This is a genomic window from Roseivivax sp. CAU 1761 (genome assembly GCF_054482755.1).
In genome coordinates this window covers 1-25,285 of sequence record NZ_JBTLRM010000045.1, presented here as the reverse complement: position 1 = coordinate 25,285, position 25,285 = coordinate 1, and the positions used below count along the sequence as shown (strand labels likewise).

26 protein-coding genes are annotated in these 25,285 nt (G+C 71.7%); 14 read left to right on the top strand and 12 right to left on the bottom strand.

All coding sequences use genetic code 11. The annotated features are described in order from the left end of the window. The 3 genes from ACXYMW_RS18490 to ACXYMW_RS18480 form a co-directional block, all read right to left on the bottom strand. On the bottom strand, nt 1-367 hold a 367-nt coding region (locus tag ACXYMW_RS18490; RefSeq protein ID WP_459036809.1), incomplete at its 3' end, for a Y-family DNA polymerase. A 140-nt stretch (nt 368-507) separates the two neighbouring features. Next, nucleotides 508-2,781, bottom strand: coding sequence for a glycosyl hydrolase family 28-related protein (locus ACXYMW_RS18485; protein ID WP_459036808.1), 2,274 nt, complete (start codon nt 2,779-2,781; stop codon nt 508-510). Between the two features lie 98 nt (nt 2,782-2,879). Beyond that, a complete protein-coding gene (locus ACXYMW_RS18480; RefSeq protein WP_459036807.1) occupies nt 2,880-3,293 on the bottom strand; it encodes a DUF4864 domain-containing protein in 414 nt (137 codons plus the stop codon). Between the two features lie 121 nt (nt 3,294-3,414). Here ACXYMW_RS18480 and ACXYMW_RS18475 point away from each other — a divergent pair, with 121 nt between their 5' ends. Further along, nucleotides 3,415-4,308, top strand: a complete 894-nt coding sequence (locus ACXYMW_RS18475; protein ID WP_459036806.1) for a CHAD domain-containing protein — start codon at nt 3,415-3,417, stop codon at nt 4,306-4,308. Nucleotides 4,309-4,324: 16 nt separating this feature from the next. On the opposite strand, the gene ACXYMW_RS18470 is transcribed toward ACXYMW_RS18475, so the two are convergent. Then, nucleotides 4,325-5,905 carry a lysine--tRNA ligase gene (locus ACXYMW_RS18470; protein ID WP_459036805.1) on the bottom strand — a complete coding sequence of 527 codons (1,581 nt, stop codon included), beginning with the start codon at nt 5,903-5,905 and terminating at the stop codon, nt 4,325-4,327. Nucleotides 5,906-6,103: 198 nt separating this feature from the next. Here ACXYMW_RS18470 and ACXYMW_RS18465 point away from each other — a divergent pair, with 198 nt between their 5' ends. Both ACXYMW_RS18465 and ACXYMW_RS18460 read left to right on the top strand, forming a co-directional pair. After that, on the top strand, nt 6,104-6,475 hold the full coding sequence (locus ACXYMW_RS18465) for a tellurite resistance TerB family protein (protein ID WP_459036810.1): 372 nt from the start codon (nt 6,104-6,106) through the stop codon (nt 6,473-6,475). 441 nt (nt 6,476-6,916) lie between these two features. After that, a complete protein-coding gene (locus ACXYMW_RS18460; RefSeq protein WP_459036804.1) occupies nt 6,917-8,164 on the top strand; it encodes an MFS transporter in 1,248 nt (415 codons plus the stop codon). Nucleotides 8,165-8,201: 37 nt separating this feature from the next. Here ACXYMW_RS18460 and ACXYMW_RS18455 read toward each other — a convergent pair whose 3' ends face one another. Both ACXYMW_RS18455 and ACXYMW_RS18450 read right to left on the bottom strand, forming a co-directional pair. Beyond that, nucleotides 8,202-8,975, bottom strand: a complete 774-nt coding sequence (locus ACXYMW_RS18455) for an SDR family NAD(P)-dependent oxidoreductase (protein WP_459036803.1) — start codon at nt 8,973-8,975, stop codon at nt 8,202-8,204. A 94-nt stretch (nt 8,976-9,069) separates the two neighbouring features. After that, a complete protein-coding gene (locus ACXYMW_RS18450) occupies nt 9,070-10,329 on the bottom strand; it encodes an FAD-dependent oxidoreductase (RefSeq protein WP_459036802.1) in 1,260 nt (419 codons plus the stop codon). A gap of 87 nt (nt 10,330-10,416) precedes the next feature. On the opposite strand from ACXYMW_RS18450, the gene ACXYMW_RS18445 reads away from it, so the two are divergent. The 4 genes from ACXYMW_RS18445 to ACXYMW_RS18430 all read left to right on the top strand — a co-directional run bounded on the left by ACXYMW_RS18445 (nt 10,417) and on the right by ACXYMW_RS18430 (nt 14,616). Next, nucleotides 10,417-11,760, top strand: a complete 1,344-nt coding sequence (locus ACXYMW_RS18445; RefSeq protein ID WP_459036801.1) for an amidase — start codon at nt 10,417-10,419, stop codon at nt 11,758-11,760. Then, complete coding sequence (locus ACXYMW_RS18440) at nt 11,757-12,467, top strand: metallophosphoesterase family protein (RefSeq protein ID WP_459036800.1); 711 nt, start codon at nt 11,757-11,759, stop codon at nt 12,465-12,467. Before ACXYMW_RS18445 ends, ACXYMW_RS18440 begins: the two co-directional genes overlap by 4 nt. 133 nt (nt 12,468-12,600) lie before the next feature. Next, on the top strand, nt 12,601-13,035 hold the full coding sequence (locus tag ACXYMW_RS18435; RefSeq protein WP_459036799.1) for a universal stress protein: 435 nt from the start codon (nt 12,601-12,603) through the stop codon (nt 13,033-13,035). Between the two features lie 45 nt (nt 13,036-13,080). Then, complete coding sequence (locus tag ACXYMW_RS18430; protein WP_459036798.1) at nt 13,081-14,616, top strand: alanine/glycine:cation symporter family protein; 1,536 nt, start codon at nt 13,081-13,083, stop codon at nt 14,614-14,616. Between the two features lie 31 nt (nt 14,617-14,647). Here ACXYMW_RS18430 and ACXYMW_RS18425 read toward each other — a convergent pair whose 3' ends face one another. From ACXYMW_RS18425 to ACXYMW_RS18410, 4 genes are read right to left on the bottom strand one after another with little or no spacing between them, the layout of a single operon-like run. Beyond that, the gene (locus ACXYMW_RS18425; RefSeq protein ID WP_459036797.1) at nt 14,648-15,685 is read right to left on the bottom strand and encodes an OmpA family protein; all 1,038 of its coding nucleotides are present in this window, start codon (nt 15,683-15,685) and stop codon (nt 14,648-14,650) included. Then, nucleotides 15,657-16,223 carry a peroxidase-related enzyme gene (locus tag ACXYMW_RS18420; protein ID WP_459036796.1) on the bottom strand — a complete coding sequence of 189 codons (567 nt, stop codon included), beginning with the start codon at nt 16,221-16,223 and terminating at the stop codon, nt 15,657-15,659. Before ACXYMW_RS18420 ends, ACXYMW_RS18425 begins: the two co-directional genes overlap by 29 nt. Further along, nucleotides 16,220-16,969 carry a GNAT family N-acetyltransferase gene (locus ACXYMW_RS18415; protein ID WP_459036795.1) on the bottom strand — a complete coding sequence of 250 codons (750 nt, stop codon included), beginning with the start codon at nt 16,967-16,969 and terminating at the stop codon, nt 16,220-16,222. The genes ACXYMW_RS18420 and ACXYMW_RS18415 overlap by 4 nt, the downstream gene beginning before the upstream one ends. Continuing rightward, a complete protein-coding gene (locus tag ACXYMW_RS18410) occupies nt 16,966-17,688 on the bottom strand; it encodes a competence/damage-inducible protein A (protein ID WP_459036794.1) in 723 nt (240 codons plus the stop codon). Before ACXYMW_RS18410 ends, ACXYMW_RS18415 begins: the two co-directional genes overlap by 4 nt. Before the next feature lie 51 nt (nt 17,689-17,739). Between ACXYMW_RS18410 and sfsA the strand changes: the two genes are divergently transcribed. From sfsA to ACXYMW_RS18380, 6 genes are all read left to right on the top strand, one after another. Then, complete coding sequence (sfsA, locus tag ACXYMW_RS18405) at nt 17,740-18,447, top strand: DNA/RNA nuclease SfsA (RefSeq protein WP_459036793.1); 708 nt, start codon at nt 17,740-17,742, stop codon at nt 18,445-18,447. 84 nt (nt 18,448-18,531) lie between these two features. Then, a complete protein-coding gene (gene map / locus ACXYMW_RS18400) occupies nt 18,532-19,344 on the top strand; it encodes a type I methionyl aminopeptidase (RefSeq protein ID WP_459036792.1) in 813 nt (270 codons plus the stop codon). After that, nucleotides 19,337-20,524, top strand: coding sequence for an MFS transporter (locus tag ACXYMW_RS18395; RefSeq protein WP_459036791.1), 1,188 nt, complete (start codon nt 19,337-19,339; stop codon nt 20,522-20,524). The genes map and ACXYMW_RS18395 overlap by 8 nt, the downstream gene beginning before the upstream one ends. Nucleotides 20,525-20,630: 106 nt before the next feature. Continuing rightward, the gene (gene smpB / locus ACXYMW_RS18390) at nt 20,631-21,104 is read left to right on the top strand and encodes an SsrA-binding protein SmpB (RefSeq protein ID WP_459036790.1); all 474 of its coding nucleotides are present in this window, start codon (nt 20,631-20,633) and stop codon (nt 21,102-21,104) included. A 402-nt stretch (nt 21,105-21,506) separates the two neighbouring features. Continuing rightward, nucleotides 21,507-22,361 (top strand): 3-mercaptopyruvate sulfurtransferase, encoded by an 855-nt coding sequence (gene sseA, locus ACXYMW_RS18385; RefSeq protein WP_459036789.1) that lies wholly within the window; start codon nt 21,507-21,509, stop codon nt 22,359-22,361. Next, the gene (locus ACXYMW_RS18380; protein WP_459036788.1) at nt 22,361-23,545 is read left to right on the top strand and encodes an amino acid aminotransferase; all 1,185 of its coding nucleotides are present in this window, start codon (nt 22,361-22,363) and stop codon (nt 23,543-23,545) included. The genes sseA and ACXYMW_RS18380 overlap by 1 nt, the downstream gene beginning before the upstream one ends. A 95-nt stretch (nt 23,546-23,640) precedes the next feature. Here the strand turns inward: ACXYMW_RS18380 and rlmH are convergent, their stop codons facing one another. Both rlmH and rsfS read right to left on the bottom strand, forming a co-directional pair. Continuing rightward, nucleotides 23,641-24,111, bottom strand: a complete 471-nt coding sequence (gene rlmH / locus ACXYMW_RS18375) for a 23S rRNA (pseudouridine(1915)-N(3))-methyltransferase RlmH (RefSeq protein WP_459036787.1) — start codon at nt 24,109-24,111, stop codon at nt 23,641-23,643. Continuing rightward, the gene (rsfS, locus tag ACXYMW_RS18370) at nt 24,112-24,504 is read right to left on the bottom strand and encodes a ribosome silencing factor (RefSeq protein WP_459036786.1); all 393 of its coding nucleotides are present in this window, start codon (nt 24,502-24,504) and stop codon (nt 24,112-24,114) included. A gap of 340 nt (nt 24,505-24,844) precedes the next feature. On the opposite strand from rsfS, the gene ACXYMW_RS18365 reads away from it, so the two are divergent. After that, nucleotides 24,845-25,285: helix-turn-helix domain-containing protein (locus tag ACXYMW_RS18365; protein WP_459036785.1), on the top strand; the 441-nt coding region annotated here is incomplete at its 3' end.

Genomic DNA, 25,285 nt, shown 5'->3' with positions numbered 1-25,285 from the left:
CCGCCTCGCCGCCGAACAGATGGGCGCAGCCGGTGAGATCGACGATCAGCGCATCCGGCGGCTCGGCGGCGACCCAGGGCGAGAACTTGCCGGCCCAGCGGTGCAGCGCGCCGAGGAAGGCGGCGTCGCGCTGCGGGGTCTCGGCCCGGGTCACCAGCCCGGCGCAGATCGCATGCGCGTCGCGCAGCGCCTGGCCGGGCCGCAGCCCGGCGGCGGCGGCGGCCTCGGAGACCGCGCCCAGCACCTCGGCGCCGTTCACCTCGCGGGTGACCGCAAAGGGGGTGCGGCCCAGATGCGGCGCGGCACGGATCAGCCGCTCGGCGCCCAGGCGCGGGAACCAGAGGGAAAGGATGCGTCGATGTCTCATGGCGTGGCAGCGCTATGTTCTATTTTTGTTCTAGCGCGCCGGACGCCCCGAGTCGAGCCGCGACCGCCGCGGGCGACGCGCCGGAAGGCGCCGCCCGGGCCGGTCGGGGCCGGCGGGGGCCCGCCGCAGCCGCCCGGGCCTCAATCCATGCGCACCGTCAGGCTGAGATCGCCGCGCACCGGCACCGGGAAGATCACGTGCACGTCGTTCAGCCCCGGACCCTGCCGGGTCACCGCGTAGGGCATCGCCCATTCGCTGCCATTGGCGCTGTTGCGCAGCCGCGAGCGCAGCGCCAGCGCGTCGACCTCGAGGGCGCGGCCGTCGAAGGCCAGGCGGCCGCCGGTCGCCACCACCCAGGTGTCGGCGTGGCTGGCCTGGGCATGCTGCAGCACCAGCGGGTTGGCGCTGACGATGTTGTTGAAGGTGTTGCCCTCGAAGGTCACCCGGTTCGAGGCGTCGAGGTTGAGCGGCGCGAAGCTGGTATCGACGCGCTCCACCCGTTCGATCCGGCCGACCACCCGGAAGGTGTTGCCGGCCACCGTGACGCCGTTCAGCCGGTGGTTGGAGCCGTAGGGCCGCACCACCAGGAAGGAGAAGGTGGTGGCGACCTGCGAGGCCAGGCAGATATTCGAGGTCACCGACAGGCCGGCGAAGCCGAAGCCGCCGGTGTAATCCGGCTCGGGCTCGCGCTCGTTGGTCCATTCGATGAAGCAATTGTCGATGTAATTGTTGTCGATGGTGCTGTTGCAGGCCCGCCGGGCGATGACGATGCCGGCGGTGCGCAGGCCGGTCGGGGCGCTGTCGCCCTGGAAGAAATGGTTGCCCGAGACCAGCGACTGGGCGCCGCTGGCGACCAGGAAATGGCGGGAATACGAGGCCCGGCAATTCTTCAGCTTCACGTCCTGCCCGTTGGTGTTGAGCGCCACGGTGAGGCGGTTCTGGGCCAGCACGTCGGCCTCGTGGCTGGTGAAGTTGCAGCTCTCGACGATCATCCCCTGGCAGCCGTTGCCGGGGCTGGTGATGGCGCGGCGATGCGGCCGGTTGAAGGCGCAGCGGCGGATCTGCATGACCAGCCCCTCGGGCGCCAGCATGACGCCGTTGGCGATCTCGGCGCACTGGAACTCGACATCCTCGATCTGGAACACGTCGAGCCGCTCGAAGCCGGAGAAGTCGAGCATGAAGCGGTAGCGGATGAAGGTGAAGGTCTGGCTGCCCTCGGCGTCGTAGAGCGGCTGCGACAGGGTGACGGTGCGGGCGCCGGGATTGACCGCGCGGACATAGACCTCGCGGCCGACCCCGGCGCCGGTCACCAGCGCGCCGACCGGGATCGCGGCGGCGTTGTCGACATCATCGAGCCGGGTCGGGGCGGCGGCCGAATAGGTGCCGCGGCTGCTGACCACTGTGTTGTCCCAGGCCGCCGAGGTCAGCGCCCGCAGCTGGCCGTTCTTCAGCACCCGGCGCTGGGCGAAGCTCTCGCGGTTGGCGACCGCGGCATGGACGTCGATCGGCGCGGTGACGTTGACCCGGCGGCCGGCCATGTCGAGGCTTTCATGGTCGGAATTGTTGAACAGCGATTGCAGCGCCTTCTTCAGCGCCAGTTCCTCGTCGCCGAAAGCGTCTATATAGGCCGGCAGGTGGAAATCCTTGGTCAGCGACAGGATCGCCGCATCCGGCATGGTCACCGTGCCCTCGAAGCGGACATGGCTGTCGAAGGTGACCGAGGACTCCAGCCGGTAGGTGCCGGCCGAGACCAGCACGGTGCGCCCGCCGGCGGCGGCATCCGCCGCCTCGAAGGCGCCGCTGTCGTCGCTGCTGCCGTCGCCCACCGCGCCGAAATCGCGCACGTCGACCATGGCGAGCATGTCGCGCAGGAAGACCTCGGTGACATCCTCGATGACGATGTCGTCGATGCGCACCACGCCGCCGGTCGGCCCGGTCAGGTCGATGCCGAAATGCCCGGCCGCGGGCGCGGTGCCCCAGACCATGTCGACCCCGCCCCGACTGCCGGTGCCGACGATGGCGCTGACCTCGACGACGCTGCCATAGGCGGTGAGCGGCACGCCGGCGCCGACCTCGGCGAGGCCCGCGACATGGCCGCCCGATGCGTTCACCGGGTGGCCGGCGATGCGCACCGCCGGCAGGTTGCCCGAGATCGCCTTCACCCGCGCGGTGATGCGCAGGTAGGTGCCGGGCAGGATCGGCGTCTCGCCCATGTAGCGCAGCTTCTGCGTGCCTTCGGTCTTCAGCACTTCCAGCGCACCGCCGAAATCCTGGTCGGCCGGGACGAAGGCCGCGTTGGCGTCGCTCTGGTAGGTGTCCGAGCCCGGCACGCCGTTCTGGCGCGACCATCTGTCGAGCCCGTCCGCGAAGGGCGTGGGCATGAAGACCAGTCCGTCGGTGATCGCCTTGTTCATCGCTATCCCCTTCCTGGCGCCGGGGCATCGCGCTCAGGAATAGGGCAGCCGGCGTTACGCGCGCCCTGCGGCAGCGCGCGGCCGGGCGTTGCCGCGATTCAGGCGGCGGCGCCGGTCTGCGGCAGCAGCCGCACCCCGCCGATGCGCCAGCCTCCGCCGAGGTCGAGCATCTGGTATTCGAGGACGTGGAGCGCGCCCGCCGCATCGCGCACGAAGACCCGCTGCCAGAGCGCCGCGCCCTCCGCCCGCAGCGCGCCGAAGCGGATATCGGCGGGGCGGTGGACCATCGGATAGCCGCGTTCGACCATCAGCCCGAAGGCCTCGGCGGTGCCGAAGCGCTGCTGGATGAAGGGCGCGGCATAGTCGAAGGCGCGGCCCATATCGTCGGCGCGGAAGGCGTCCATCTGGCCGGAGATCACCGCCTCGATGCCGGCCCGGTCGGCGTCGGTCTGGGCCGGGGCGGCGCTGGCCAGGACGGCCAGGGCGAGCGTGAGAACGAGATTGCGCAGCATGGTGATCCTCCCTCTGGATGGCCCAGATACGCAGCCCGGGGCCGATCGGTTTCACCGCGCGCCGTCCGCATTCCGGACGCCGTTCCGGAACTGGCCGCCGCGCCGGGGCGTTTCGCCCGGCATGGCATACCGTCTCAGGACCTCCGACAAGCATCTGGGCAAGGGCTTCCGCCGGGTCGCCCTGAAGCAGCTCGACCAGGCGCTGGCGGCGCTCGAGACGGGATCCGGCGACGTGCACGAGGATGTCCACGACGCCCGCAAGCGCTGCAAGAAGCTGCGCGGCCTGATCCGCCTGTTCCGCGGTGCCTTCCCGCACTATTCCGAGGAGAACCGCGCCCTGCGCGACGCCGCCCGGCTGATCTCGGACCTGCGCGACAAGACCGCGATGATCGAATGCTACGACCGGGTCATGGAGCGCTATGGCGGCACGCTGAACCGGCAGGCCTTCGCGCCGCTGCGCGCCGCCTTCACCCGCGAGCGCAACGCCGCCGGCGAGGCCGGCGACCTGCGCGAGCGGATGGCGGCGATGGCCGAGGCGCTGCGCGCGGTACGCGCCCGGGCCGAGGGCTGGCGGCTCGACGATCGCGGCTGGTCGGCGCTCGAGGAGGGGGTGGCCACCAGCTACCGGCGGGCCCGCAAGGCGATGGCCGAGGCGGAAAAGACCCGCGATGCCGAGCATCTGCACGAATGGCGCAAGCGGGTGAAGTACCACTGGTATCACCTGCGCCTGCTCTCGGGCGCCGAGACCGGCCCGATCGAGGGCCGCGAGATCGCCGCCGACCGCCTGTCCGACCTGCTGGGCGACCATCACGACCTGACCGAACTGGCGCCCCGTCTTGCGCATGCGCCGCTGGGCGAGGAGGCCGGCCTCGTGCTGGCCGGCCTGATCGATCAGGAGCGCGCCCGGATCGAGGAGGAGGCCTTCGCGATGGGCCACGGCCTCTTCGCGGCCAAGCCCAAGGCGCTGATCAAGGACCTGCGCGGCGCCGTCACCACCTGGTACGCCGCCGCCTGAGGCTTGGCCCCGGCGTTCAGGCCAGTTCGCGGTTCAGCGCCCGTTCGATCAGCACCACCGTCTCGTCGAGACCGTAGAGCGCGATGAAGCCGCCAAAGCGCGGGCCCTGGCTGGCGCCCAGCAGGACCTCGTAGAGCGCCTTGAACCAGTCGCGCAGCGGCTCGAAGCCGTGCTCCTTGCCGACCGCGAAGACGAGACTCTGCAGGGTCTCGTCGTCGGTCGGGCCGTCATGCGCCTGAAGCCGCGCCGCGAGCTCGCGCATCGCCGCCTCCTCCTTCTCGTCAGGCGCGCGGAAGGTCTTCTGCGGCTTCACGAAATCCTGGTAGTAGCGGATCGCGAAGCCGGCCGCCTGGTCAAGGTCGGGATTGGCGTCGGGCGAGGCGTCGGGAGCGTAGCGCACGATGAAGCCCCAGAGCGTCTCCTTGTCCTCGGCACCGGAGACCGAGGCGAGGTTCAAGAGCATCGCAAAGGACACCACCATGGTCGAGGCCGGCACCTCGGCGCCGCCATGGATGTGGTGCACCGGGTTGGCGAGCCGCTTCTCGGCATCCTGCTCGGCATAGGCGCGCAGCTGCTGGTGGTATTCGTCCACCGCCTTCGGGATCACGTCCCACCAGAGCCGCTTCGCGGTCTTGGGCTTCTGGTACATGAAGTAGGACAGGCTCTCGGTCGAGGCGTAGGTCAGCCATTCGTCGATGGTCAGCCCGTTGCCCTTCGACTTGGAGATCTTCTCGCCCTTGTCGTCGAGGAACAGCTCGTAGGTGAAGTGCTCGGGCTTCCGGCCGCCGAGGATCTCGCAGATCCGGTCGTAGATCGGCGTGTTGGTCGAATGGTCCTTGCCGTACATCTCGAAATCGACGTCGAGCGCCGCCCAGCGGGCGCCGAAATCGGGCTTCCACTGCAGTTTCACGTTGCCGCCCGTCACCGGCAGGGTCCATTCCCGGCCGCTCTCGTCGTCGAAGGTGACGGTGGCCTCCTTGGCATCGACATGCTTGATCGGCACGTAGAGCACGCGGCCGGTCTCGGGGTGGATCGGCAGGAAGATCGAGTAGCTCTGCTGGCGCTCCTCGCGCAGGCTCTTCAGCATCACCGCCATCAGGTCGTCGTAGCGTTCCGCGGCGCGGCGCAGCACCTCGTCGAAGGCGCCCGAGCGGTAGTAGTCGGTGGCCGAGTAGAACTCGTATTCGAAGCCGAACTGGTCGAGGAAGCGGCGCAGCATGGCGTTGTTGTGATGCCCGAAGCTCTCATGCGTGCCGAACGGGTCGGGCACCGCGGTCAGCGGCTTCTGCAGGTGCTCGCGCAGCATCTCGGTGTCGGGCACGTTCTCCGGCACCTTGCGCATGCCGTCCATGTCGTCGGAGAAGCAGATCAGCCGGGTCGGGATGTCCGAGATCTGCTCGAAGGCGCGGCGGATCATCGTCGTCCGCGCGACCTCGCCGAAGGTGCCGATATGCGGCAGGCCGGACGGGCCGTAGCCGGTCTCGAACAGCACGTAGCCCTTCTCCGGCATCTTGCCGTCGTAGCGTTTGAGCACCCGGCGCGCCTCTTCGAACGGCCAGGCCTTCGAGGACATCGCGGCGTCGCGCAGATCGGACATGAATCGGGGCTCCTGATGAGAATCACGGCTGCCGGGCCGGCCGCGGCGTCAGCCGCCCGGAGCGCCCGCTACCTATTGCGGGGGCCCGCCCGGGTCAATAACGTCGCCCCCGAAGAGCCTTCGCACTGGAGAGAGTGCCCGCCCGTGTCCGATTTCGTCGAACATCCGCTCAGCCCGCAGGATTGCCTGGTGGCGCTGATGATCGCCGTCTCCGCCTCGGATTCCAACATGCGCACCTCCGAGCTGCTGAAGATCGAGGCCTCGGTCTCGACCCTGCCGATCTTCGCCAATTACGACAGCGACCGCATCCAGAAGATGTCGCAGCTGATCTTCGACCTGTTCGACCAGGAGGACGGGCTCGACGCGCTGTTCGGCCTGTTGCGCGACAACCTGCCGGAGCGGCTGAACGAGACCGCCTACGCGCTGGCCTGCGACATCGCCGCGGCCGACGGCACGCTGGCGGAGACCGAACTGCGCCTGCTCGAGGAGATCCGCTACGAGCTCGACCTCGACCGGCTGCACGCCGCGGCGATCGAGCGCGGCGCCCGCGCCCGCCACCTGCGCGCCTGAGAACGCTGGCCGGGGACCCGGGGCAACGTCCCTCGTTCCGGGTATCCTGAACCACGGACCGACAGCCCCACGGCCGGCGCATGGTGTCGCTCTTGCCTCCGCTGTGCCGCAGCGAAGCCGCGTGGCATTGGCCTCCGGGGGGGGGGCGCCCCGGCGATGCCAGGCGGCCTGCGGCCTTTGCTCCGCGCTTGAGCGGCCGCCTGAACGCGCGGTCGGCCGGGTCGGGACCGGACGGCATGGCGCACGGGACGGGTGGACGACTCCCGAGCTCGGAGGCGCCGCCCAGGCCGGATTGTCCTGCACTCCCGTCCTGACGACGCCCCGGCCGCGATGCTTCGCCCCTCTTTCATCAGCCGCCTTGATCAGTGCCAGCGCGCATTCTGATTTGACGCCGCGGCGCGGGGGCGTAGGGTTCGCCGCGCTTCGCAGGAGATCCCGGACATGCCCCGCACCGCCCCGCTCTTCACGCCGGTCCTGATCGCCGGCTGCCTGATCATCCTGGTCTCCTTCGCGATCCGCGCCAGTTTCGGCGTCTTCCAGATCCCCATCGCCGAGGATTTCGGCTGGCTGCGCAGCGAATTCTCCATGGCGATCGCCATCCAGAACCTGGCCTGGGGCATCGGCCAGCCGATCTTCGGGGCCTTTGCCGAACGGCTGGGCGACCGCCGCGCCATCGTGCTGGGCGCGCTCATCTATGCCGCGGGGCTGGTGCTGTCGAGCTTCGCCGTCACCCCGGCGGCGCACCAGGCGCTCGAGGTGTTGGTGGGCTTCGGCATCGCCGGCACCGGCTTCGGGGTGATCCTCGCGGTGGTCGGGCGCGCCGCCTCGGACGAGAACCGTTCCATGGCGCTGGCCATCGCCACCGCGGCGGGATCGGCGGGGCAGGTCTTCGGCGCGCCGCTGGCGGAATGGATGCTGGGCTTCATGGCGTGGCAATCGGTGTTCCTGGTCTTCGCGGCGATGATCCTCGGCGTGCTGATGGTGCTGCCGATGATGCGGGTGCCGGCGCCGGCGCCGCGCGCCGCGCTCGAGCAGAGCATGGGCGCCATCGTCAGCAGGGCGCTGCGCGACCCGTCCTTCGCGCTGATCTTCATCGGCTTCTTCTCCTGCGGCTACCAGCTGGCCTTCGTCACCGCGCATTTCCCGGCGCTGGTGACCGAGATGTGCGGCCCGATCCTCGAGGGCGGGGTGCTGCATTCGCTCGGCATCACCACCACCTCGGCGCTGGGCGCGGTGGCGATCTCGCTGATCGGGCTGGCCAATATCGGCGGCACCCTGGCCGCCGGCTGGGCCGGCAAGCGCTTCACCAAGAAATACCTGCTGGCCGGCATCTATGCCGGCCGCGCCGTCGCCGCGGCGCTGTTCATCGCGCTGCCGATCACCCCGGTCTCGGTGCTGGTCTTCTCCACCGTGATGGGGGCGCTGTGGCTTGCCACGGTGCCGCTGACCTCGGGGCTCGTGGCGCATCTCTACGGGCTGCGCTACATGGGCACGCTCTACGGCATCGTGTTCTTCAGCCACCAGCTGGGCAGCTTCATCGGCGTCTGGCTGGGCGGGCGGATGTACGACATGACCGGGGACTACACCCTGGTCTGGTGGGTCGGCGTGGGCGTCGGCGTGCTCTCGGCGGTGGTGCACCTGCCGGTGCGCGAACGCGCCGCCGCCGCCCCGGTCCCGGCCGCCGCCTGAGGCGCGGCGCCGGGGCCCTCGGGGCCCGGGGCGGGCCTCAGCCGGCCCGGGTCGGCAGCGCCGGCAGGCCGACCCCGGTGGCCTCGAAGCCGCCATCGGCGGCGATGATCTGGCCGGTCACGTAGGAGGCGCGCTCCGAGCACAGGAAGACGATGAGTTCGCCGATCTCGCGCTCCGAGCCGTAGCGGTTGAGCGGGATGGCGTCGTGATAGGCGGCGATGATCTCGGGGCTGTGCACCGCCATGGCCAGCTTGGTCCGGACCGGGCCGGGGCAGACGCAATTGGCCCGCACGCCGTATTCGCCGAGCTCCGCCGCCTGCTGCTTGGTGAGCTGGATCACCGCCGCCTTGGCGGTGCCGTAGGCCACCCGCAGGGTGGAGGCGCGCAGCCCGCTGATCGAGGCGATGTTGACGAGGCAGCCGCGGGTCTCCCTCAGCGCCGGGATCAGCGCCTGGCTGACCAGGAACACGCCGTCGAGATTGGTCTCCATGATCCGCCGCCAGGTGGCGAAGCCACACTCCTCAATCGGGCCGAACTCGGCCACCCCGGCATTGTTGACCACGGCGTCGATGCGGCCGGTGGCGGCGCGCGCCGCCGCGGCCATCCGCGCCACCGCCTCCGGGTCGGAGACGTCGGTGACCACCGCGTGCACGCCGTCGCGCTGCGCCGCCTCGGCCTCCAGAACCTCGGCATCGCGGTCGACCATGACGACCTGCCAGCCCGCGGCGCGGAACAGGTCGGTGGTGGCGAGCCCGATGCCGCGCGCCGCGCCGGTCACCAGGGCGGTCCTGCCCGTCTCCTCCGTCGTCACCGCTCCCTCCCTGCCGGTTGCGCGGGCAGCAAAGCATGCCGGCTGCGGCGCGGCAATCTCTGCCGCGCGCCGCAGGGCCCGGCGGGGCGGCGGGTCAGGGGGCCATCAGGTCCGGCAGGTCGCCGGTCAGCCCGGCGGCCTCGCGGATGAAGGCGCGGCGCAGGCCCGGCATGGCGTTGACCGCCGCCATGCCGGCATCGCGCAGCAGCCGCAGGCCGGGCAGGTCGTTGGAGAAGAGCCGGTTGAAGCCGTCGGTGGCCAGCGCCAGCGTGGCGCTGTCGAAGCGCCGCCAGGCGGCGTAGCGCTCGAGCACCATGACCGAGCCGACATCCTCGCCGCGGCGCCGCGCATGGTCGACGACATGGGCCAGCGCCGCGATGTCGCGCAGCCCGGCATTGAGGCCCTGGCCGGCGATCGGGTGGACGGCATGGGCGGCGTCGCCGACCAGCGCCAGACGCTCGGCCACGATGTCCTGCGCCAGGTCGAGCGCCAGCGGGTAGGCGTGGCGCCGGCCCTCCGGCCGCAGCTCGCCCAGGAAATCGCCGAAGCGCGGCGCCAGGACCTGCAGGTATTCGGCATCGGGCAGGGCGTTGATCTCCTCGGCCAGGCCGCGGCGCTCGGTCCAGACGATGGAGACGCGGTTGCCGGCCAGCGGCAGGATGGCGAGCGGCCCGGAGGGCAGGAAGAGCTGGTGCGCCACGCCGCCATGCGGGCGCTCATGGGCCAGCGCGCAGACCAGCGCGGTCTGCGGGTAGTCCCAGCCCATGCGGCGGATCCCGGCCCGCGCCCCGGCGGCGCTGCGGCGGCCGTCGGCGGCCACGGCGAGCCCCGCGGTCAGGGTCCCGCCGCCGCCGTCCAGCGCCAGCACCATGCCGCCCGGCCCCGGTGTCTGGGCGGTGACCTCGCAGCCCTCGCGCCAGTCGATCCGCGGATGGTCGCGGAGCCGCGCGCGCAGTGCCCGGCGCAGGTGGCGGTCCTCGACCATCTGGCCCATCGGCCCGTCCTCGATCTCGCCCGAGGCGAAGTGCAGCCCGAGGAAGGTGCCGCTGTCGGCGAGCCGGCCGTCGCTGACCTTGATCTCGGCGATCGGCTGGGCGTCGGGGGCGAGGTCGTCCCAGAGGCCGAGCCGCTCCAGCAGCCGCACCGAGGCCCGGGCCAGGGCATAGGCGCGGCCGTCGAAGCCGGCCTCGTCCTGCGCGGCAGGGGGCGCCTTGTCGAGCAGGGCGACGCGCAGCGGCAGGCGGGCCAGCGCCAGGGCCAGGGCGGCGCCGTTCAGGCCGCCGCCGATGATGGCGATGTCGCAGGCATCGGCGGGGCCGGCGGACGGGCGGACGGGGCGGGTCTCGGGTTCCATGCCGGGCAATATGCGCGGGCCGGCGGCATTGTCCATGCCCGCCCCGGCGGGTACCACTTGCCCGCGGGCGGCAAGGAGGACGGGCGCATGCAGGACTGGCGGACGATGAGCGCGGCGGCGCTGGGGCGCGGCATCGGGGCGGGCGAGATCGACCCGGTGGCGCTGTGCGAGACCTTCCTCGAGGCCATCGCGGCGCATCCCGAGGCCGACCGCATCTATGCCCGCCTGACCCCGGACCGCGCCCGCGCCGAGGCCCGCGCCGCCGCCGAGCGGGCGCGCCGCGGCCACCGCCTGTCGCCGCTCGACGGCGTGCCGGTGAGCTGGAAGGACCTGTTCGACAGCGCCGGGGTGGAGACCTGCGCGGGCTCGGCGCTGCTGGCCGGGCGGGTGCCGCAGCGCGATGCCCGGGTGCTGGCCAGCGCCACCGCGGCGGGGCTCGTCTGCCTCGGCAAGACCCACATGTCGGAACTGGCCTTCTCGGGGCTCGGGCTGAACCCGGTCACCGGCACGCCGCCCAACGTCAACGACCCGGCGGCGGTGCCCGGCGGCTCCTCCTCGGGGGCCGCGGCCTCGGTGGCCTTCGGCCTCGCCGCGGCTGCGATCGGGTCGGATACCGGCGGCTCGGTGCGGGTGCCGGCGGCCTGGAACGACCTCGTGGGGCTGAAGACCACCGCCGGGCGGCTGCCGCTCGACGGCGTGGTGCCGCTGGCCGAGCGCTTCGACACGATCGGCCCGCTCTGCCGCAGCGTCGAGGATGCCGGGCTGCTGTTGGCGGCGCTGGAGGGCGGCGCGGCGCCCGATCTGCGCGGCCCGCAGGGCCTCAGGGGCCGGCGCTTCGCGGCGCTCCAGACCATCGTCATGGACGATCTGCGCGACGCTCCGGCCGCGGCCTATGCCGATGCGCTCGACCGGCTGCGCGCCGCCGGTGCCGAGATCGTGCCCTTCGAGATGCCGGACCTGGCGGGACCGATGGGCGATGCCGGCACGCTCTACACCGCCGAGGCCTGGGGCATCTGGGGCGAGACCATCCGCGCCGATCCCGATGTCATGTTCCGGCCGATCCGCGAACGCTTCGAGGCCGGGGCCGCGGTCGGTGCCGCCGATTACGTCGCCGCCTGGCGCAGGCTCGAGGCGGTGCGGCGGCGCTGGCTGGAGCAGAGCGCCGGGTTCGACGCGGTGCTGGCGCCCACCGTGCCGAACCTGCCGCCCGACGCCGCGCGGCTGATGGCCGAGGACGAATATTACGTCACCGAGAACCTGCTCACCCTGCGCAACACCCGGGTCGGCAACCTGATGGGGCTGGCGGCGCTCACCCTGCCGACCGACCGGCCGTCCTGCGGGCTCATGCTGATGGCGCCGCCACGTGACGAGGCGCGGCTGCTGCGGCTCGGCGCCGCCTGCGAGGCGGCGGCGCGCGGGGGCGCGGGATGACGCAGCCGGTCTTCGCGGTGGGCGACATCCACGGCCAGGCCGGCGAACTCGACCGGGTGCTCGACCTGATCGCCGCCGATCCGGCCCGCGGCGCCCCGGTGGTGTTCCTCGGCGATTACGTCGATCGCGGCCCCGACAGCCGCGGCGTGCTGGACCGGCTTGCCGGGGGTCCGCGACACGGCGAGACCTGGATCACGCTGCTCGGCAACCACGACCGCTACTTCCGCGACTTCCTCTCCGGAGAGATGACCGAGCGCGACTGGCAGCGCTGGCTGAGCGACAATCTCGGCGGCCGCGCGACGCTGGCCTCCTACGGCATCGACGCCTTTTCCGACCGCGATCTCGGCCGGCTGCAGCAGGAGGCGCGGGCGGTGGTGCCGCCGGCCCATCGCGCCCTGCTCGACCGGCTGGCGCCGATGCACGTCACCGAGGCGCAGGTCTTCGTGCATGCCGGGATCCGGCCCGGCGTGCCGCTCGACCGCCAGCTCGAACACGACCTGATCTGGATCCGCGAGGGCTTTCTCGACGACCGTCGCGACCATGGCCGCCTGGTGGTGCACGGCCATACCTCGGTGGAGGGCCCGGCGCTGTTTCCCAACCGCCTGAACCTCGATGGCGGCGCGGCCTTCGGGCGGCCGCTCTGCGCGGCGCTGATCGAGGGGCGCAGCGCCTGGCTGCTGACCGCCTCGGGGCGCCTGCGGCTCTGAGCCGGGCGGCGGCGCCGCGGCCATGCCGGGGCGCCGCGCGGGTTCGCGGCGCCGGCAAGTTTTCCTTTACAGCGGGCTTTGCCACAAAATAGCGTCACCCGAATACGTCTTAATCGACCGAAAGGGGTGCGCCATGCCGGAAACCTTCGTCGTCGGCTACGACGACAGCGCGGCGGCGGGCCGTGCGCTGGATCACGCCGCGGCGCTGGCCCGGCACACCGGGGGCCGCCTCGTGGTGGTCTACGTCCTCGAATGGTCGCCCTATTCCTTCCTCACCCACCAGGAACTCGAAGAGCGCCATTCGCGCCGCCGCGACGAGCTGAGCCGCGCCGAAAGCGCGGTGCTCGGCCCGGTGCGGGAGCGGCTCGAGGGCGCGGGCATCGCCGTCGAGACGCGGGTGAATTACGGCCACACCGCCGAAACCCTGATCAAGATCGCCAAGCAGGTCGGCGCCGCCCAGATCATCGTCGGGCGCGACGGCGCCGGGGGGCTCGCGGTCCGGATGTTCGGCTCGACCGCCGGCACGCTGGTCCAGGCCAGCCCGCTGCCCTGCACCATCATTCCCTGACGCCCCAACCCTGAGCCCTGCCCGCGGCCCGATGAGGAGACCACCATGACAGCTCGGATCCTGACCGCCGGAGCCACGCTCGCGGCGCTGAGCGCCGGGGGCGCTTCCGCCCAGACCGTCGACGAACGCATCAACGCCGCCTTCGAGGCCGGCACCGGGTGGTTCGTGAACCTGATCTTCGCCAACCTTCCGGGCACCGAGATTCCCTGGATCGTCGGCTGGCTGGTGATCGCCGCGGTGGTGTTCAGCCTGTATTTCGGCTTCGTGCAGTTCCGCTGGGTGGGGCATGCCATCAAGCTCGTGCGCGGCGATTATTCCGACCCCAACGATGCCGGCGAGGTCAGCCATTTCCAGGCCCTGGCGACGGCGCTGTCGGGCACGGTGGGGCTCGGCAACATCGCCGGGGTCGCGGTGGCGGTGGGCATCGGCGGGCCCGGCGCGACCTTCTGGATGATCGTCGCGGGCCTTCTCGGCATGGCGACGAAGTTCACCGAGTGCACGCTCGGGGTGAAGTACCGCAACGAATACCCCGACGGACGCGTCTCGGGCGGGCCGATGTACTACCTGACCAAGGGCTTCGCCGAGCGCGGCCTGTCGGGCGGCAAGGCGCTGGCCATCGGCTTCTCGATCTTCACCATCCTGGGCGCGCTGGGCGGCGGCAACATGTTCCAGGTGAACCAGAGCCACCAGCAGCTCGCCAACCTGTTCGGCGACTATCCCGGCTGGATCACCGGGCTGCTCTTCTCTGTCGTGGTCTTCGTGGTCATCGTCGGCGGCATCAAGTCGATCGCCCGGGTGACCGAGAAGGTGGTGCCGTTCATGGGCATTCTCTACGTGCTCTCGGCGCTGGTCATCATCCTGTGGCACTTCGATCAGGTCGGGGTCGCCTTCGGCCGCATCTTCGAGGGCGCCTTCACCGGGCTCGGGGTCGCCGGCGGCATGGTCGGCGCGCTGATCCAGGGCTTCCGCCGCGCCGCCTTCTCCAACGAGGCCGGCATCGGCTCGGCCGCCATCGCGCATTCCGCGGTGCGCACCAAGGAGCCGGTGACCGAGGGCTTCGTGGCGCTTCTGGAGCCGTTCATCGACACCGTGGTGATCTGCACCATGACGGCGCTCGTCATCATCATCTCCGACCAGCTGGTGACCGATCCCGAGACCGGGCTCTTCGTGATCGTCGACGGCGCCATCCAGACCCAGTCCGGCGCCTCCGGCGTCGCGCTGACCTCGGATGCCTTCGCCTCGGTCTTCCCGTGGTTTCCGATCCTGCTGTCGATCGCGGTGGTGCTGTTCGCCTTCTCGACGATGCTGTCCTGGTCGTATTACGGGCTGAAGGCTTGGACCTTCCTGTTCGGCGAGGGCGAGAAGAAGGAACTGGTGTTCAAGCTGGCCTTCTGCGTCTTCGTGGTGATCGGCGCCGCGGCCAGCCTCGACCCGGTCATCGCCTTCTCCGACGCGGCGCTGTTCTCGATGGCGATCTTCAACGTCATCGGGCTGTATTTCCTGATGCCGGTGGTGAAGCGCGAGGTGCAGTCCTACACCGCGAAGCTGAAATCGGGCGAAATCCGGCGCTACGAGGAGTAGGCCGCGGGGCGCCGGCGGCTGCGGGGCGGGCTCAGCGGGGCGGCAGTAGCACCGCCTCGACGCGGCGGTTGCGGGCATGGCCGGCATCGCTGAGATGCGAGGCCACCGGCGCGAGATAGCCCGCGCCCTCGGCCTCGAGCCGCGCCGCGGCAATGCCGTGCCGGCGGCGCAGATAGGCCATCGCCGCCTCGGCGCGGCGCCGCGACAGGGCGCGGTTGGCCTCGAGCGAGCCGGTGGCGTCGGTATGGCCCACAAAGAGCAGGCGCTGGCCGGGATTCTCGGCCAGGTAGCCGGCGATGGCGTCGAGCGAGGGCACCGCCTCGGCGCCCAGCGTGGCGGCGCCGCTCTCGAAGCGCATGTCGGCCAGCACCACGTGACCGTCGCGCGCCAGCGCCGCCACCACGCTGCCCGGCGCCGGGCGGGGCAGGGCGGCGGCCAGACCTGCGGCATCGCCGGCGGGCTCGACCGCGCCGTCCGCCGCCGCGGCGGCCGGGGGCGCCGCCGGATCGGCGCTGGGCAGGGGCGCCGCCGGGTCGGCGCCGGGCAGGGGCGGCCCCGGATCGGCGCCGGGCCGGGCCAGGATCGACTGGATGTAGCCGCCCTGCGCGGTGCGGCTGACCAGCAGGCCGAGCCCGGCCCCGTCGGGGCCGCGGGCCGCGAGAAAGCGGTAATCCGACAGCGTGACCTGCATTTCGGGGGCCGGGACCACCTCGGTCGCGAAGCGGAAATCGAAGCCGCCGCAGCCCTCGGTCTCGCAGTCGAAGGTGACCGACCAGCCGGGCACGGCGGCGATCTGGGCGCGCAGCGGTGCCAGCAATTGCAGCGTGGTGAGCGAGCGGCCGGGAACCTGCCAGACCTGCCGGGCAACCTCGCCGTCGATGCGCCGGGCGGGCAGCCCGGCCTCGGGCTGCCACGGCCCGGTGGGCAGGCGGTAGCTGGCGGCGGCCTCTGTCGCCTGCAGGACCGCGCGGGCGCCGGTCGGCGGCACCAGATCGAGCGCCGCCGCCGGCAGGGCGGCGCAGGCCGCCGCCAGCGCCGCGCTAGCGCGCCTGAGCGTGATAGGCGTCATTCGGGCGCATGTCGGTGGCGCTGGCGACCCGGTTGGTCATGTTGAAGAAGGCCGCGACGTTGATGATGTCCCAGATGTCGCGCTCGGAGAAGCCGACATCGCGCAGCGCCTGCCGGTCGAATTCCGCGACCTGGGCCGAGGCGGTGGTGACCTTCTCGGCAAAGGCCAGCATGGCGCGGTGGCGCGGCTCCAGATCGGCCACCCGCCAGTTCATCACCAGCATCTCGCCGAGCTGCGGATCGCCGGAGAGCTGCCGCACCGCCGCGCCATGCGCGGTCAGGCAGTAGAAGCAGCGGTTCACCCAGCTCACCACCACCGCGATCATCTCGCGTTCGAGCTTGGTCAGGCCGGACTCGGCCAGCATCAGCTCGTTGTAGAGCCCGGTGAAGGCGTTCAGCTTCTCGATTGAGAAGGCATGGGCGCGCAGCACGTTGGGCACCATGCCGAGCTTTTCCTCGCAGATGTCGAAATAGCGCCGGGTCTCTTCGGGCAGCGGCTCCACCGGGGGCAGGTCGAGCGCGGTCGGGCGGTCGGTCACGGGCGTGGCTCCTCCTTGATGCGGTAGTGATAGCCGCCCGCCGCCGCGAACCCAAGCCGGGCATAGAGCGCCTGCGCGGCCCGGTTCTCGCGCACCACCAGCGCCGCCATCCACTCGGCGCCGTTCTCGCGGGCCCAGAAGGCGGCCTGCCGGGTCATCCAGCCGGCCATGCCCTGGCGGCGCAGCGCCGGCCTCACCTCCAGCGCGTGCATCATGGCGATGCCGTCATGGATGGCGCAGAACCCGGCCCCGCCGGGCTTGTCGCGCAGCCGCCCCAAGAGCGCCGTCTTGGGTCCGGCGGCGCGCGCCATCACCGCCAGCCGCTCCGGCCCGATGCCGCCCGCGGCCCAGATCTCGCGCATGATCGCCAAGGGCTCCCAGAGTGCGAAGGCGGTGACCCGCGGCACCGCGACGTCGGTCAGCCGCGCCAGCGGCGCCACCAGGATTTCGACCGGGTCGATCACCGTGTAGCCGCGCGCGGCGAGCGCCTCGTCCAGCGCGTCCTCGCCCGCGCGCAGCATAAAAAGCGGCGTCTGCGACAGGCCGCGCATCGCGCTCTCGGCCCCGGCGATGTCGTCCGGGCGCCAGCCCGACAGCGCGGTGGCCGCCGAGACCCGCTTGCCGCCGCCGCGGCCCTCGCGCAGGCGGAAGCCCGGCACTTCGTGGAATGCCGCTGGCGGCCATGTCGCGTCGATCGCCGACAGCAGCCGGGCTGCGCTGGGACAGTCCATTTCGGGCCCGCTCATGCCGGGAATTCCGCCGCCAGCCGCGCCGCCGCCGCCTCGAGCCGCGCCGCGTCGCCGCCGCGGATGACGATCTCGGCGCCGTAGATGCCGTTCTCGTGGAACGGGTAGGAGCCGAAGCTGAGATCGGCGAATTCGCCGGCGATGGCGCGCAGCGGCCCGGCGATGTCGCCCTCGCCGCGCTCGATCCGTACCGACCGGCTGAGCACCGGGGCGCCGCGGGCGAGCCCCGGCAGCACCTCGTCGAGCATCGCCTGGAACACCGAGGGCACGCCCGCCATGACGTAGACATTGCCGATCCTGAAGCCCGGCGCCGCGGAGACCGCGTTGGGGATCAGCTCGGCGCCGTCGGGAATGCGGGCCATGCGCAGCCGCGCCTCGTTCAGCTCGCGCCCGGTGCGGGCGTAGTTCTCCGCCAGCAGCGCCCGCGCATCCTCGCGCACATCGATGGCTGTGCCGAAGGCCGCGGCGATGGCATCGGCGGTGATGTCGTCATGGGTGGGCCCGATGCCGCCCGAGGTCACCACGTAATCGTGCCGCTCCCGCAGCGCGTTCACCGCCTCGACGATGGCGTCGTGGTCGTCGCTGACCACCCGCACCTCGCGCAGGTCGATGCCGATCTCGGTCAGCCGCCCGGCGAGATGGTGCATGTTGGCGTCGCGGGTCCGCCCGGACAGGATCTCGTCGCCGATGACCAGCATCGCGGCTTGCGGGTTGGGCATGGGGCGCGGGCTCCTTGGCGGGGTGTCGGGGACGAGGTATAGGCGGCGGCCATGCGCTTTCAAACCCCTCTCGTCCCGGCGGTGCTGCTGCGGCGCTACAAGCGCTTCCTCGCCGATATCCGCCTCGGCGACGGCCGCGAGGTCACCGCGCATGTCGCCAACCCCGGCGCCATGCTGGGCCTGGCCGCGCCGGGCAGTCGGATCTGGGTCGAGCCGAACGACGATCCCCGGCGCAAGCTCGACCATGCCTGGAAGCTGGTGGAGCATCCGGGCGGCCGCTTCACCTGCGTCGATACCGGGCTGGCCAACCGCCTGCTCGGGCCGGCGCTGGCGGCCGGCCGGGTGCCCGGGCTGGAGGGCTACGAAGAGGTCTTGGCCGAGCAGCGCTACGGCACGAGGAGCCGGGTCGATTTCCTGCTGCGCGGGCCGGGCCGCCCGGAGGCCTGGGTCGAGGTGAAGTCGGTGACGCTGTCGCGCGCCCCCGGCCGCGCCGAGTTCCCCGACTGCGTCACCGCCCGCGGCGCCCGGCACCTGGCCGACCTGGCCGACAAGGCCGCCGCCGGCGCCCGCGCCGTGCTGCTCTTCGCGGTGATGCGCTCGGATGCCGACCGGGTGACCCTGGCGGCGGATCTCGACCCGGCCTATGCCGCGGCGGCGCGGGCCGCCAAGGCGGCCGGGGTGGAGTTCCGCGCCGTTGCCTGCCGGCCCGATCCCGAGGCAGTGCGGCTGGGCGATTCCCTGCCCGTCACGGTTTCCTGAGCAAGTCAAGCTGCAGCGCGGCAACGCTCTGGTCTCCGGCGGCGTTCCGCTATAGAACAAAGGCAAGTGAGCCGAGGTGAGCCCTTGAACGAAGAGACCCGAGGCCGTCTGACCCGCGACGGCATCCGCATCCATGATCCCGAGGATTTCGCCGGCATGGCGCGTGCCGGCCGGCTGGCCGCGCAACTGCTCGACGAGGTCGCCGAGCGTGTCTTCCCCGGCCAGACCACCGGCGCCATCGACGACTTCATCCGCACCCGCATCGAGGAAGAGGGCGCGACCTCGGCGACGATCGGCTACAAGGGCTACCAGCACGCCACCTGCATCTCGGTGAACCACGTGGTCTGCCACGGCATCCCGGGCGACAAGAAGCTCAAGGACGGCGACATCCTCAACATCGACATCACGGTGATCGTCGATGGCTGGTACGGCGACACGTCGCGGATGTTCGTCGCCGGCAAGCTCAGCCGCAAGGCCGAACGGCTGATCCAGGTGACCCACGATTCGCTGATGATCGGCATCGAGGCGGTGAAGCCCGGCAACACCTTCGGCGATATCGGCAACGCCATCCAGAACTTCGTCGAGGCGCAGCGCATGAGCGTGGTGCGCGACTTCTGCGGCCACGGCCTCGGCCGGGTCTTCCACGCGCCGCCCAACGTGCTGCATTACGGCCGCGCCGGCACCGGCCCGGTGCTCGAGGAAGGCATGTTCTTCACCATCGAGCCGATGGTCAATCTGGGCCGGCCGGAGACCAAGGTGCTGGCCGATGACTGGACCGCGGTGACCCGCGACAAGTCGCTCTCCGCGCAGTTCGAGCATTCGGTGGGGGTAACGGCGCGGGGCGCCGAGATCTTCACCCTGTCGCCGGCGGGACACTTCCACCCCACCTATGGCTGATCCCGGCGCCGGGCGCCGCTTCGGCGCCGTGATCGGCACGCTCTCGGCCTGCAACTTCACCATCGGCATGGGCGCCTTCGTGGTGATCGGCCTGCTCGAGCCGCTGTCGGCCGCGATGGCGATCTCGCGCGCCGAGGCGGGCTGGCTGATGACCGCCTACGCGCTGTCCTATGCGCTGCTCTCGCCGCTTCTGGTCTCGCTCACCGGGGCGATCGGGCGGCGCCGCGTCCTGGCCCTGGCGCTGGCCGTCTTCGCCGCCGGCAACCTCGCCTGCGCGCTGGCGCCCGGCCCCGCGACGCTGTTCGCCGGGCGCGCCCTCGCCGCCGCCGGGGCCGGCATGTTCACCCCGGTCTCGGCCGCGGTGGCGGCCGGGCTGGCGCCGCCGGAACGCCGCGGCCGCGCGCTCGCCGCGGTGGTGTTCGGCCTGACCCTGGCGCAGGTGGCGGGCGTCCCCGCCGGCGGCTGGATCGCCTACGAGCTGGGCTGGCGCGCCGCCTTCGCGCTGGTCACGGCGCTGGCGCTGGCCGGGCTGCCGCTGGTCTGGACCCGGGTGCCACGCGGCCTGACCTTCCAGCCGGTGCGGCTCGCCGATCTCCGCGGCGTCGTGGGCGACGGGCTGGCGATGGGCGCGGTGGCCTTCACCGCGAGCTTTCTCGGCGCGGTCTTCGTGCTCTACACCTATCTCAGCGCGCTCCTGGCCTCGGCCATGGGCTGGGGCCGCGACGGCGTGGCGCTGGCGCTGGCGGTCTACGGCGTGGGCGCGGTGCTGGGCAATCTCGGCGGCGGCTGGATGGCCGACCGGCTGGGGCCCGAGCGCAGCCTCACCCTGCTCTGCCTGGCGCAGATCGCGCTGATGCCGCTCTTCTCGACCCTGCCCTGGCCGGAGGCGGCGCTGCTCGGGCTGCTGTTCCTGTGGTCGCTGGCCGGCTGGTCCTTCATGGCCGCGCAGCAGAGCCGGCTCCTGGCGCTGGTGCCCGAGGCCAGCGTGGTGCTGGCGCTGAACGCCGCCGGCATCTATGTCGGCGCGGCTCTGGGCTCGGCGCTGGGCGGCGCGGTGATCGCGGCGCTGGGTCCGGGCGCGCTGGGCGGGGCGGCGGGCCTCGCCGCCGCCGCGGCGCTCCTGCATCTGCGCCTGTCGATGCGCGCCGCCGCCGCCCGCGCCGGGGCGCAACCCGGCTGACCCGGGCTGACCCGGGCGGCCGCTGTGCCCCGGGGGCTTGGCCCGGCGGCCGGTACGCCCCATCTGCAATGGACAGATCTGCCGCGATTGGATACGCCTCAGCGCCATGGCCAAGGACAAGACCGACAAGAACTACAAGGTGGTCGCCGAGAACCGGCGGGCGCGCTTCGACTACGCCATCGAGGACGACATCGAATGCGGCATCGTGCTGATGGGCTCCGAGGTGAAGTCGCTGCGGCTCAACAGCGCCAACATCGCCGAGAGCTACGCCGAGGTGAAGGACGGCGAGCTCTGGCTGGTCAATTCCTACATCGCCCCCTACGAGCAGGCGATGTTCGGCCACGAGGACCGGCGCCCGCGCAAGCTCCTGGCCTCCAAGCGCGAGCTGTCGCGGATGTGGAACGAAACCGCGCGCAAGGGCATGACGCTGGTGCCGCTGGTGCTGTATTTCAATCACCGCGGCACCGCGAAGATCAAGATCGCCATCGCCAAGGGCAAGAAGACCGTCGACAAGCGCGAGACCCAGGCCAAGCGCGACTGGAACCGCCAGAAGCAGCGCCTGCTGAAGGAAAACCACTGACCCCGCCCTTCTTCTGAGCCGAAATATCCCGGGGTGAATTGGCCGCGCAGCGGCCAAGAGGGGCCGCGCCTCGCCCCGCCAGGGGCGGCCCCTCATGCTCCCGCCAGGGGCGGCCCTTCATGCTCCCGCCAGGGGCGGCCCTTCATGCTCCCGCCAGGGGCGGCAATAAATGCCCCCGCCAGGGGCGGCCCTCCATGCCCCCGCCCGAAGCGGCCCTCCACGCCTCCCGTGCAAGGCGGTGCTGCGCGCCCCGGCAAGACCGGCGCCGAGTGCCCCGTGAGACGCCAAGCCGCCTGCCCCGACCGCGCGCCGCCGTCCCCCGCCCGGCCCGCCCGACCCTTGCCACTCCCCGGCCCGCGTTCTAAGCACGGGGGCAGTCCGCCGCGACGGAAGGGGAGGCCCATGTCAGACGATCCCAGGACGCTCGTTTCCACCGACTGGCTGGAGCGCCATCTGAAGGATCCCGATCTGCGCATTCTCGATGCCAGCTGGTACCTGCCCGACCAGCAGCGCGACGCGAAGGCCGAATATGCCGCCGCCCACATCCCCGGCGCCCGCTTCGTCGATCTCGACGAGCTGAGCGACGCCCGCTCGGACCTGCCGCACATGGCGCCGCCAGTGGAGAAGTTCATGTCGCGGATGCGCGCGCTGGGCGTCGGCGACGGCCACCAGGTGGTGGTCTATGACGGCGCCGGGCTGTTCTCGGCGGCGCGGCTCTGGTGGCTGTTCCGGCTGATGGGCCATGCCGACATCGCGGTGCTCGACGGCGGCTTCCCGAAATGGCAGGCCGAGGGCCGGGCGGTGGAGGACATGCCGCCGGTGATCCGCGACCGCCACATGACGGTGCGTCGTCAGGCCCACATGGTGCGCGACGTGACGCAGGTCTCGGCGGCCTCCAAGCTCGGCGATCACGAGATCGTCGATGCCCGCTCGCCCGGCCGCTTCGCCGGCGCCGAGCCGGAGCCGCGGCCGGGCATGCGCGCCGGCCACATCCCGGGCTCGAAGAACCTGCATTACGCCCGCCTGCTGACCGGCGACGGCACGCTCAAGGCGCCGGCCGCGCTGCGCGCGGAATTCGAGGCGGCCGGCGTCGATCTCGGCAAGCCGGCGATCACCACCTGCGGCTCCGGCGTCACCGCGGCGATCCTCAGCCTCGCCATGGAGCGCTTCGGCAAGACCGACCATTCGCTTTACGACGGATCCTGGGCGGAGTGGGGCGCGTTCCCCACCGTCCCCGTCGCCACCGGAGAGAATTGATGTTCGAGAAGCTCAACGAGCAGCCCGCCGACAAGATCCTGATGCTGATGCAGGCCTTCAAGGAGGACCCGCGCGAGGAGAAGATCGACCTCGGCGTCGGCGTCTACAAGGACGCCCACGGCAACACCCCGATCATGCGTGCCGTCAAGGATGCCGAGAAGCGGCTCTGGGAGGAGGAGACCACCAAGGCCTATACCGGCCTCGCCGGCGATCCGCTCTTCGCCGAGCGCATGCGCGACCTGGTGCTGGGCGATGCGGTGCCGCCCGAGTCGGTCTCGGCGGTCGCCACGCCGGGCGGCACCGGGGCGGTGCGCCAGGGCTTCGACCTGGTCCGGCTGGCCAATTCCGATGCCCGGGTCCACGTCTCCGACCCGACCTGGCCGAACCACCTGTCGATCCTCAAGCATATGGGCATCCCGGCGATTCCCTACCGCTATTTCGACGCCGAGACCGGCGGCGTCGACTTTGCCGGGATGATCGCCGATATCAGCCAGGCGCGGCCCGGCGACGTGGTGCTGCTGCATGGCTGCTGCCACAACCCGACCGGCGCCAACCTGTCGCTGCCGGAATGGCGCCACGTCATCGAGACGATCAACAAGGTCGGTGCGGTGCCGATGATCGACATCGCCTACCAGGGCTTCGGCGACGGGCTCGACGCCGATGCCGAGCCCACGCGGATGGTGGTGGCGAACTGCCCCGAGACCATCATCGCCGCCTCCTGCTCGAAGAATTTCGGCATCTACCGCGAGCGCACCGGCCTCTTGATGGCGGTGTCGAACGATGCCGCGCTGAAGAAGGTGACGCAGGGCAACCTCGCCTATCTGAACCGGCAGAACTACTCCTTCCCGCCCGATCACGGCGCCCGGCTGGTGCTGATGGTGCTGGGCGACGAGGGCCTGCGCGCCGACTGGCAGGCCGAGCTCGAGGCGGTCCGCACCGGCATGCTGGACCTGCGCCGGCAGCTTTCCGAGGCGCTGCGCGAGCGCTCGGGCTCGGACCGCTTCGGCTTCCTGGCCGAGCATCGCGGCATGTTCTCGCGGCTCGGCTGCGCGCCGGAGAAGGTCGAGGCGCTGCGGGAGAAGCACGGCATCTACATGGTCGGCGACAGCCGCATGAACATCGCCGGCCTGAACCGCGACACGATCCCGAAGCTGGCCGACGCGATCGTCGACGTGGGGATCTGACGGCGCCCGGGGGGAGGGGCGCTGCCCCTCTTGGCCGCCGGGCGGCGGCCAATTCACCCCGGGATATTTCGGCTCAGAAGAAGAGGGGCCGAGGCTCAGGCCCGATGATAGGGGGTGCCGGCGAGGATCTGGGCGGCGCGGTAGAGCTGTTCGGCGAGCATGACCCGGGCCAGCATGTGCGGCCAGACCATGGCGCCGAAACTCAGCGCGTGGGGCGCGGCCGCGCGCAGGTCCGGGGCGAGGCCGTCGGCGCCGCCGATCAGGAAGGCGCAATCCTGCACCCCGTCGTCGCGCCAGGCGGCGAGCCGCGCGGCGAAATCCGGCGAGGAGAGCGCCGGGCCGCGTTCGTCGAGGATACAGGTGACGGCGTTGTCGGGCAGGGCGCGGCGCAGCAGGGCGGCCTCGGCCGCGGCGCCGCCGCCCTTGCGGTCCTCGACCTCGACGAGCCCGGCCGGGCCCAGCCCGAGCCCCCGGCCCGAGCGGTCGAAGCGGGCCAGGTAATCGTCCACCAGCGCCTTTTCCGGCCCCTTGCGGAGCCGGCCCACGGCGCAGATCCGCACCCGCATTTATTGCGGCTGCGCGGGGCCCGCCTCGCCCACGGGACGCCACATCTTCTCGATCTGGTAGAAGTCGCGGACCTCGGGACGGAAGACGTGGACGATCACGTCGCCGGTATCGATCAGCACCCAGTCGCCGGTCTCCTTGCCCTCGGTCTTCGACAGCACGTTGTGGCGGGTCTTCAGATCCTCGACCAGCTTGTCGGAGATCGCCGCGACCTGGCGCGAGGAGCGCCCCGAACAGACCACCATGTAATCGCCGATGGCGGTCTTGCCGCGCAGATCGATCTGCACGACCTCTTCGGCCTTGTTGTCGTCGAGAATGTCGAGGATGGCGGCGAGCAGGGTTTCGCTCGTCAGGTCGGGCGCGGTATGGCCCGTGAAGCGGGCCGCGTCCGTCATCGGGTCGCGCCCGTCGGCGGCATGGGCCGCGTCAGCGTCAAGAGACAGGACATCGTCCTCCTTCTATGGTTGCGCCGCAAAGCCCCGGCGCCGGGATGACACGAATATAGTCGCTGCAGCCGCGAAACTCAATGATCGGCGCCCCCGGCGGGCCGGGGCTGACCGCATCCTTGCCCTGCCGCGGCCAAGGTTTCATGGCATAGGCTCGGCCCATGCGCGCCGTCCGGCGCGCACGGCCCATGCGCGCCGATGCCGGCGCCCCGTCCTGCTGGAGGTTGACCATGCCCGCCCGTCCCGCCGCCGCCCGCACCGCCCGGCCGCGCCCCGCCGGGGCGGCGTGATGCGCATCGTCGTGAGGCTCGACGTGATGCTGGCGCGCCGCAAGATGCGGTCGCGCGAGCTGGCGCGCCGCGTGGGCATCACCGAGCAGAACATCAGCCTGCTGAAGGCCGGCAAGGTGAAGTCGGTCCGCTTCGACACGCTGGCGCGGATCTGCGCGGTGCTGGACTGCCAGCCGGGCGACCTGCTGGACGCGGTGCCCGGCGCGGCGGAGGGGGCGCCGGAGGCGGGGGATGCGGAGGGTGGCGCGCCGGCAGGGACCGGCGACGGCGGTGGCGCGCCGCGCGGGCCCGGCGCTGTTTCCCAACCGCCTGAACCTCGATGGCGGCGCGGCCTTCGTGCGGCCGCTCTGCGCGGCGCTGATCGAGGGGCGCAGCGCCTGGCTGCTGACCGCCTCGGGGCGCCTGCGGCTCTGAGCCGGGCGGCGGCGCCGCGGCCATGC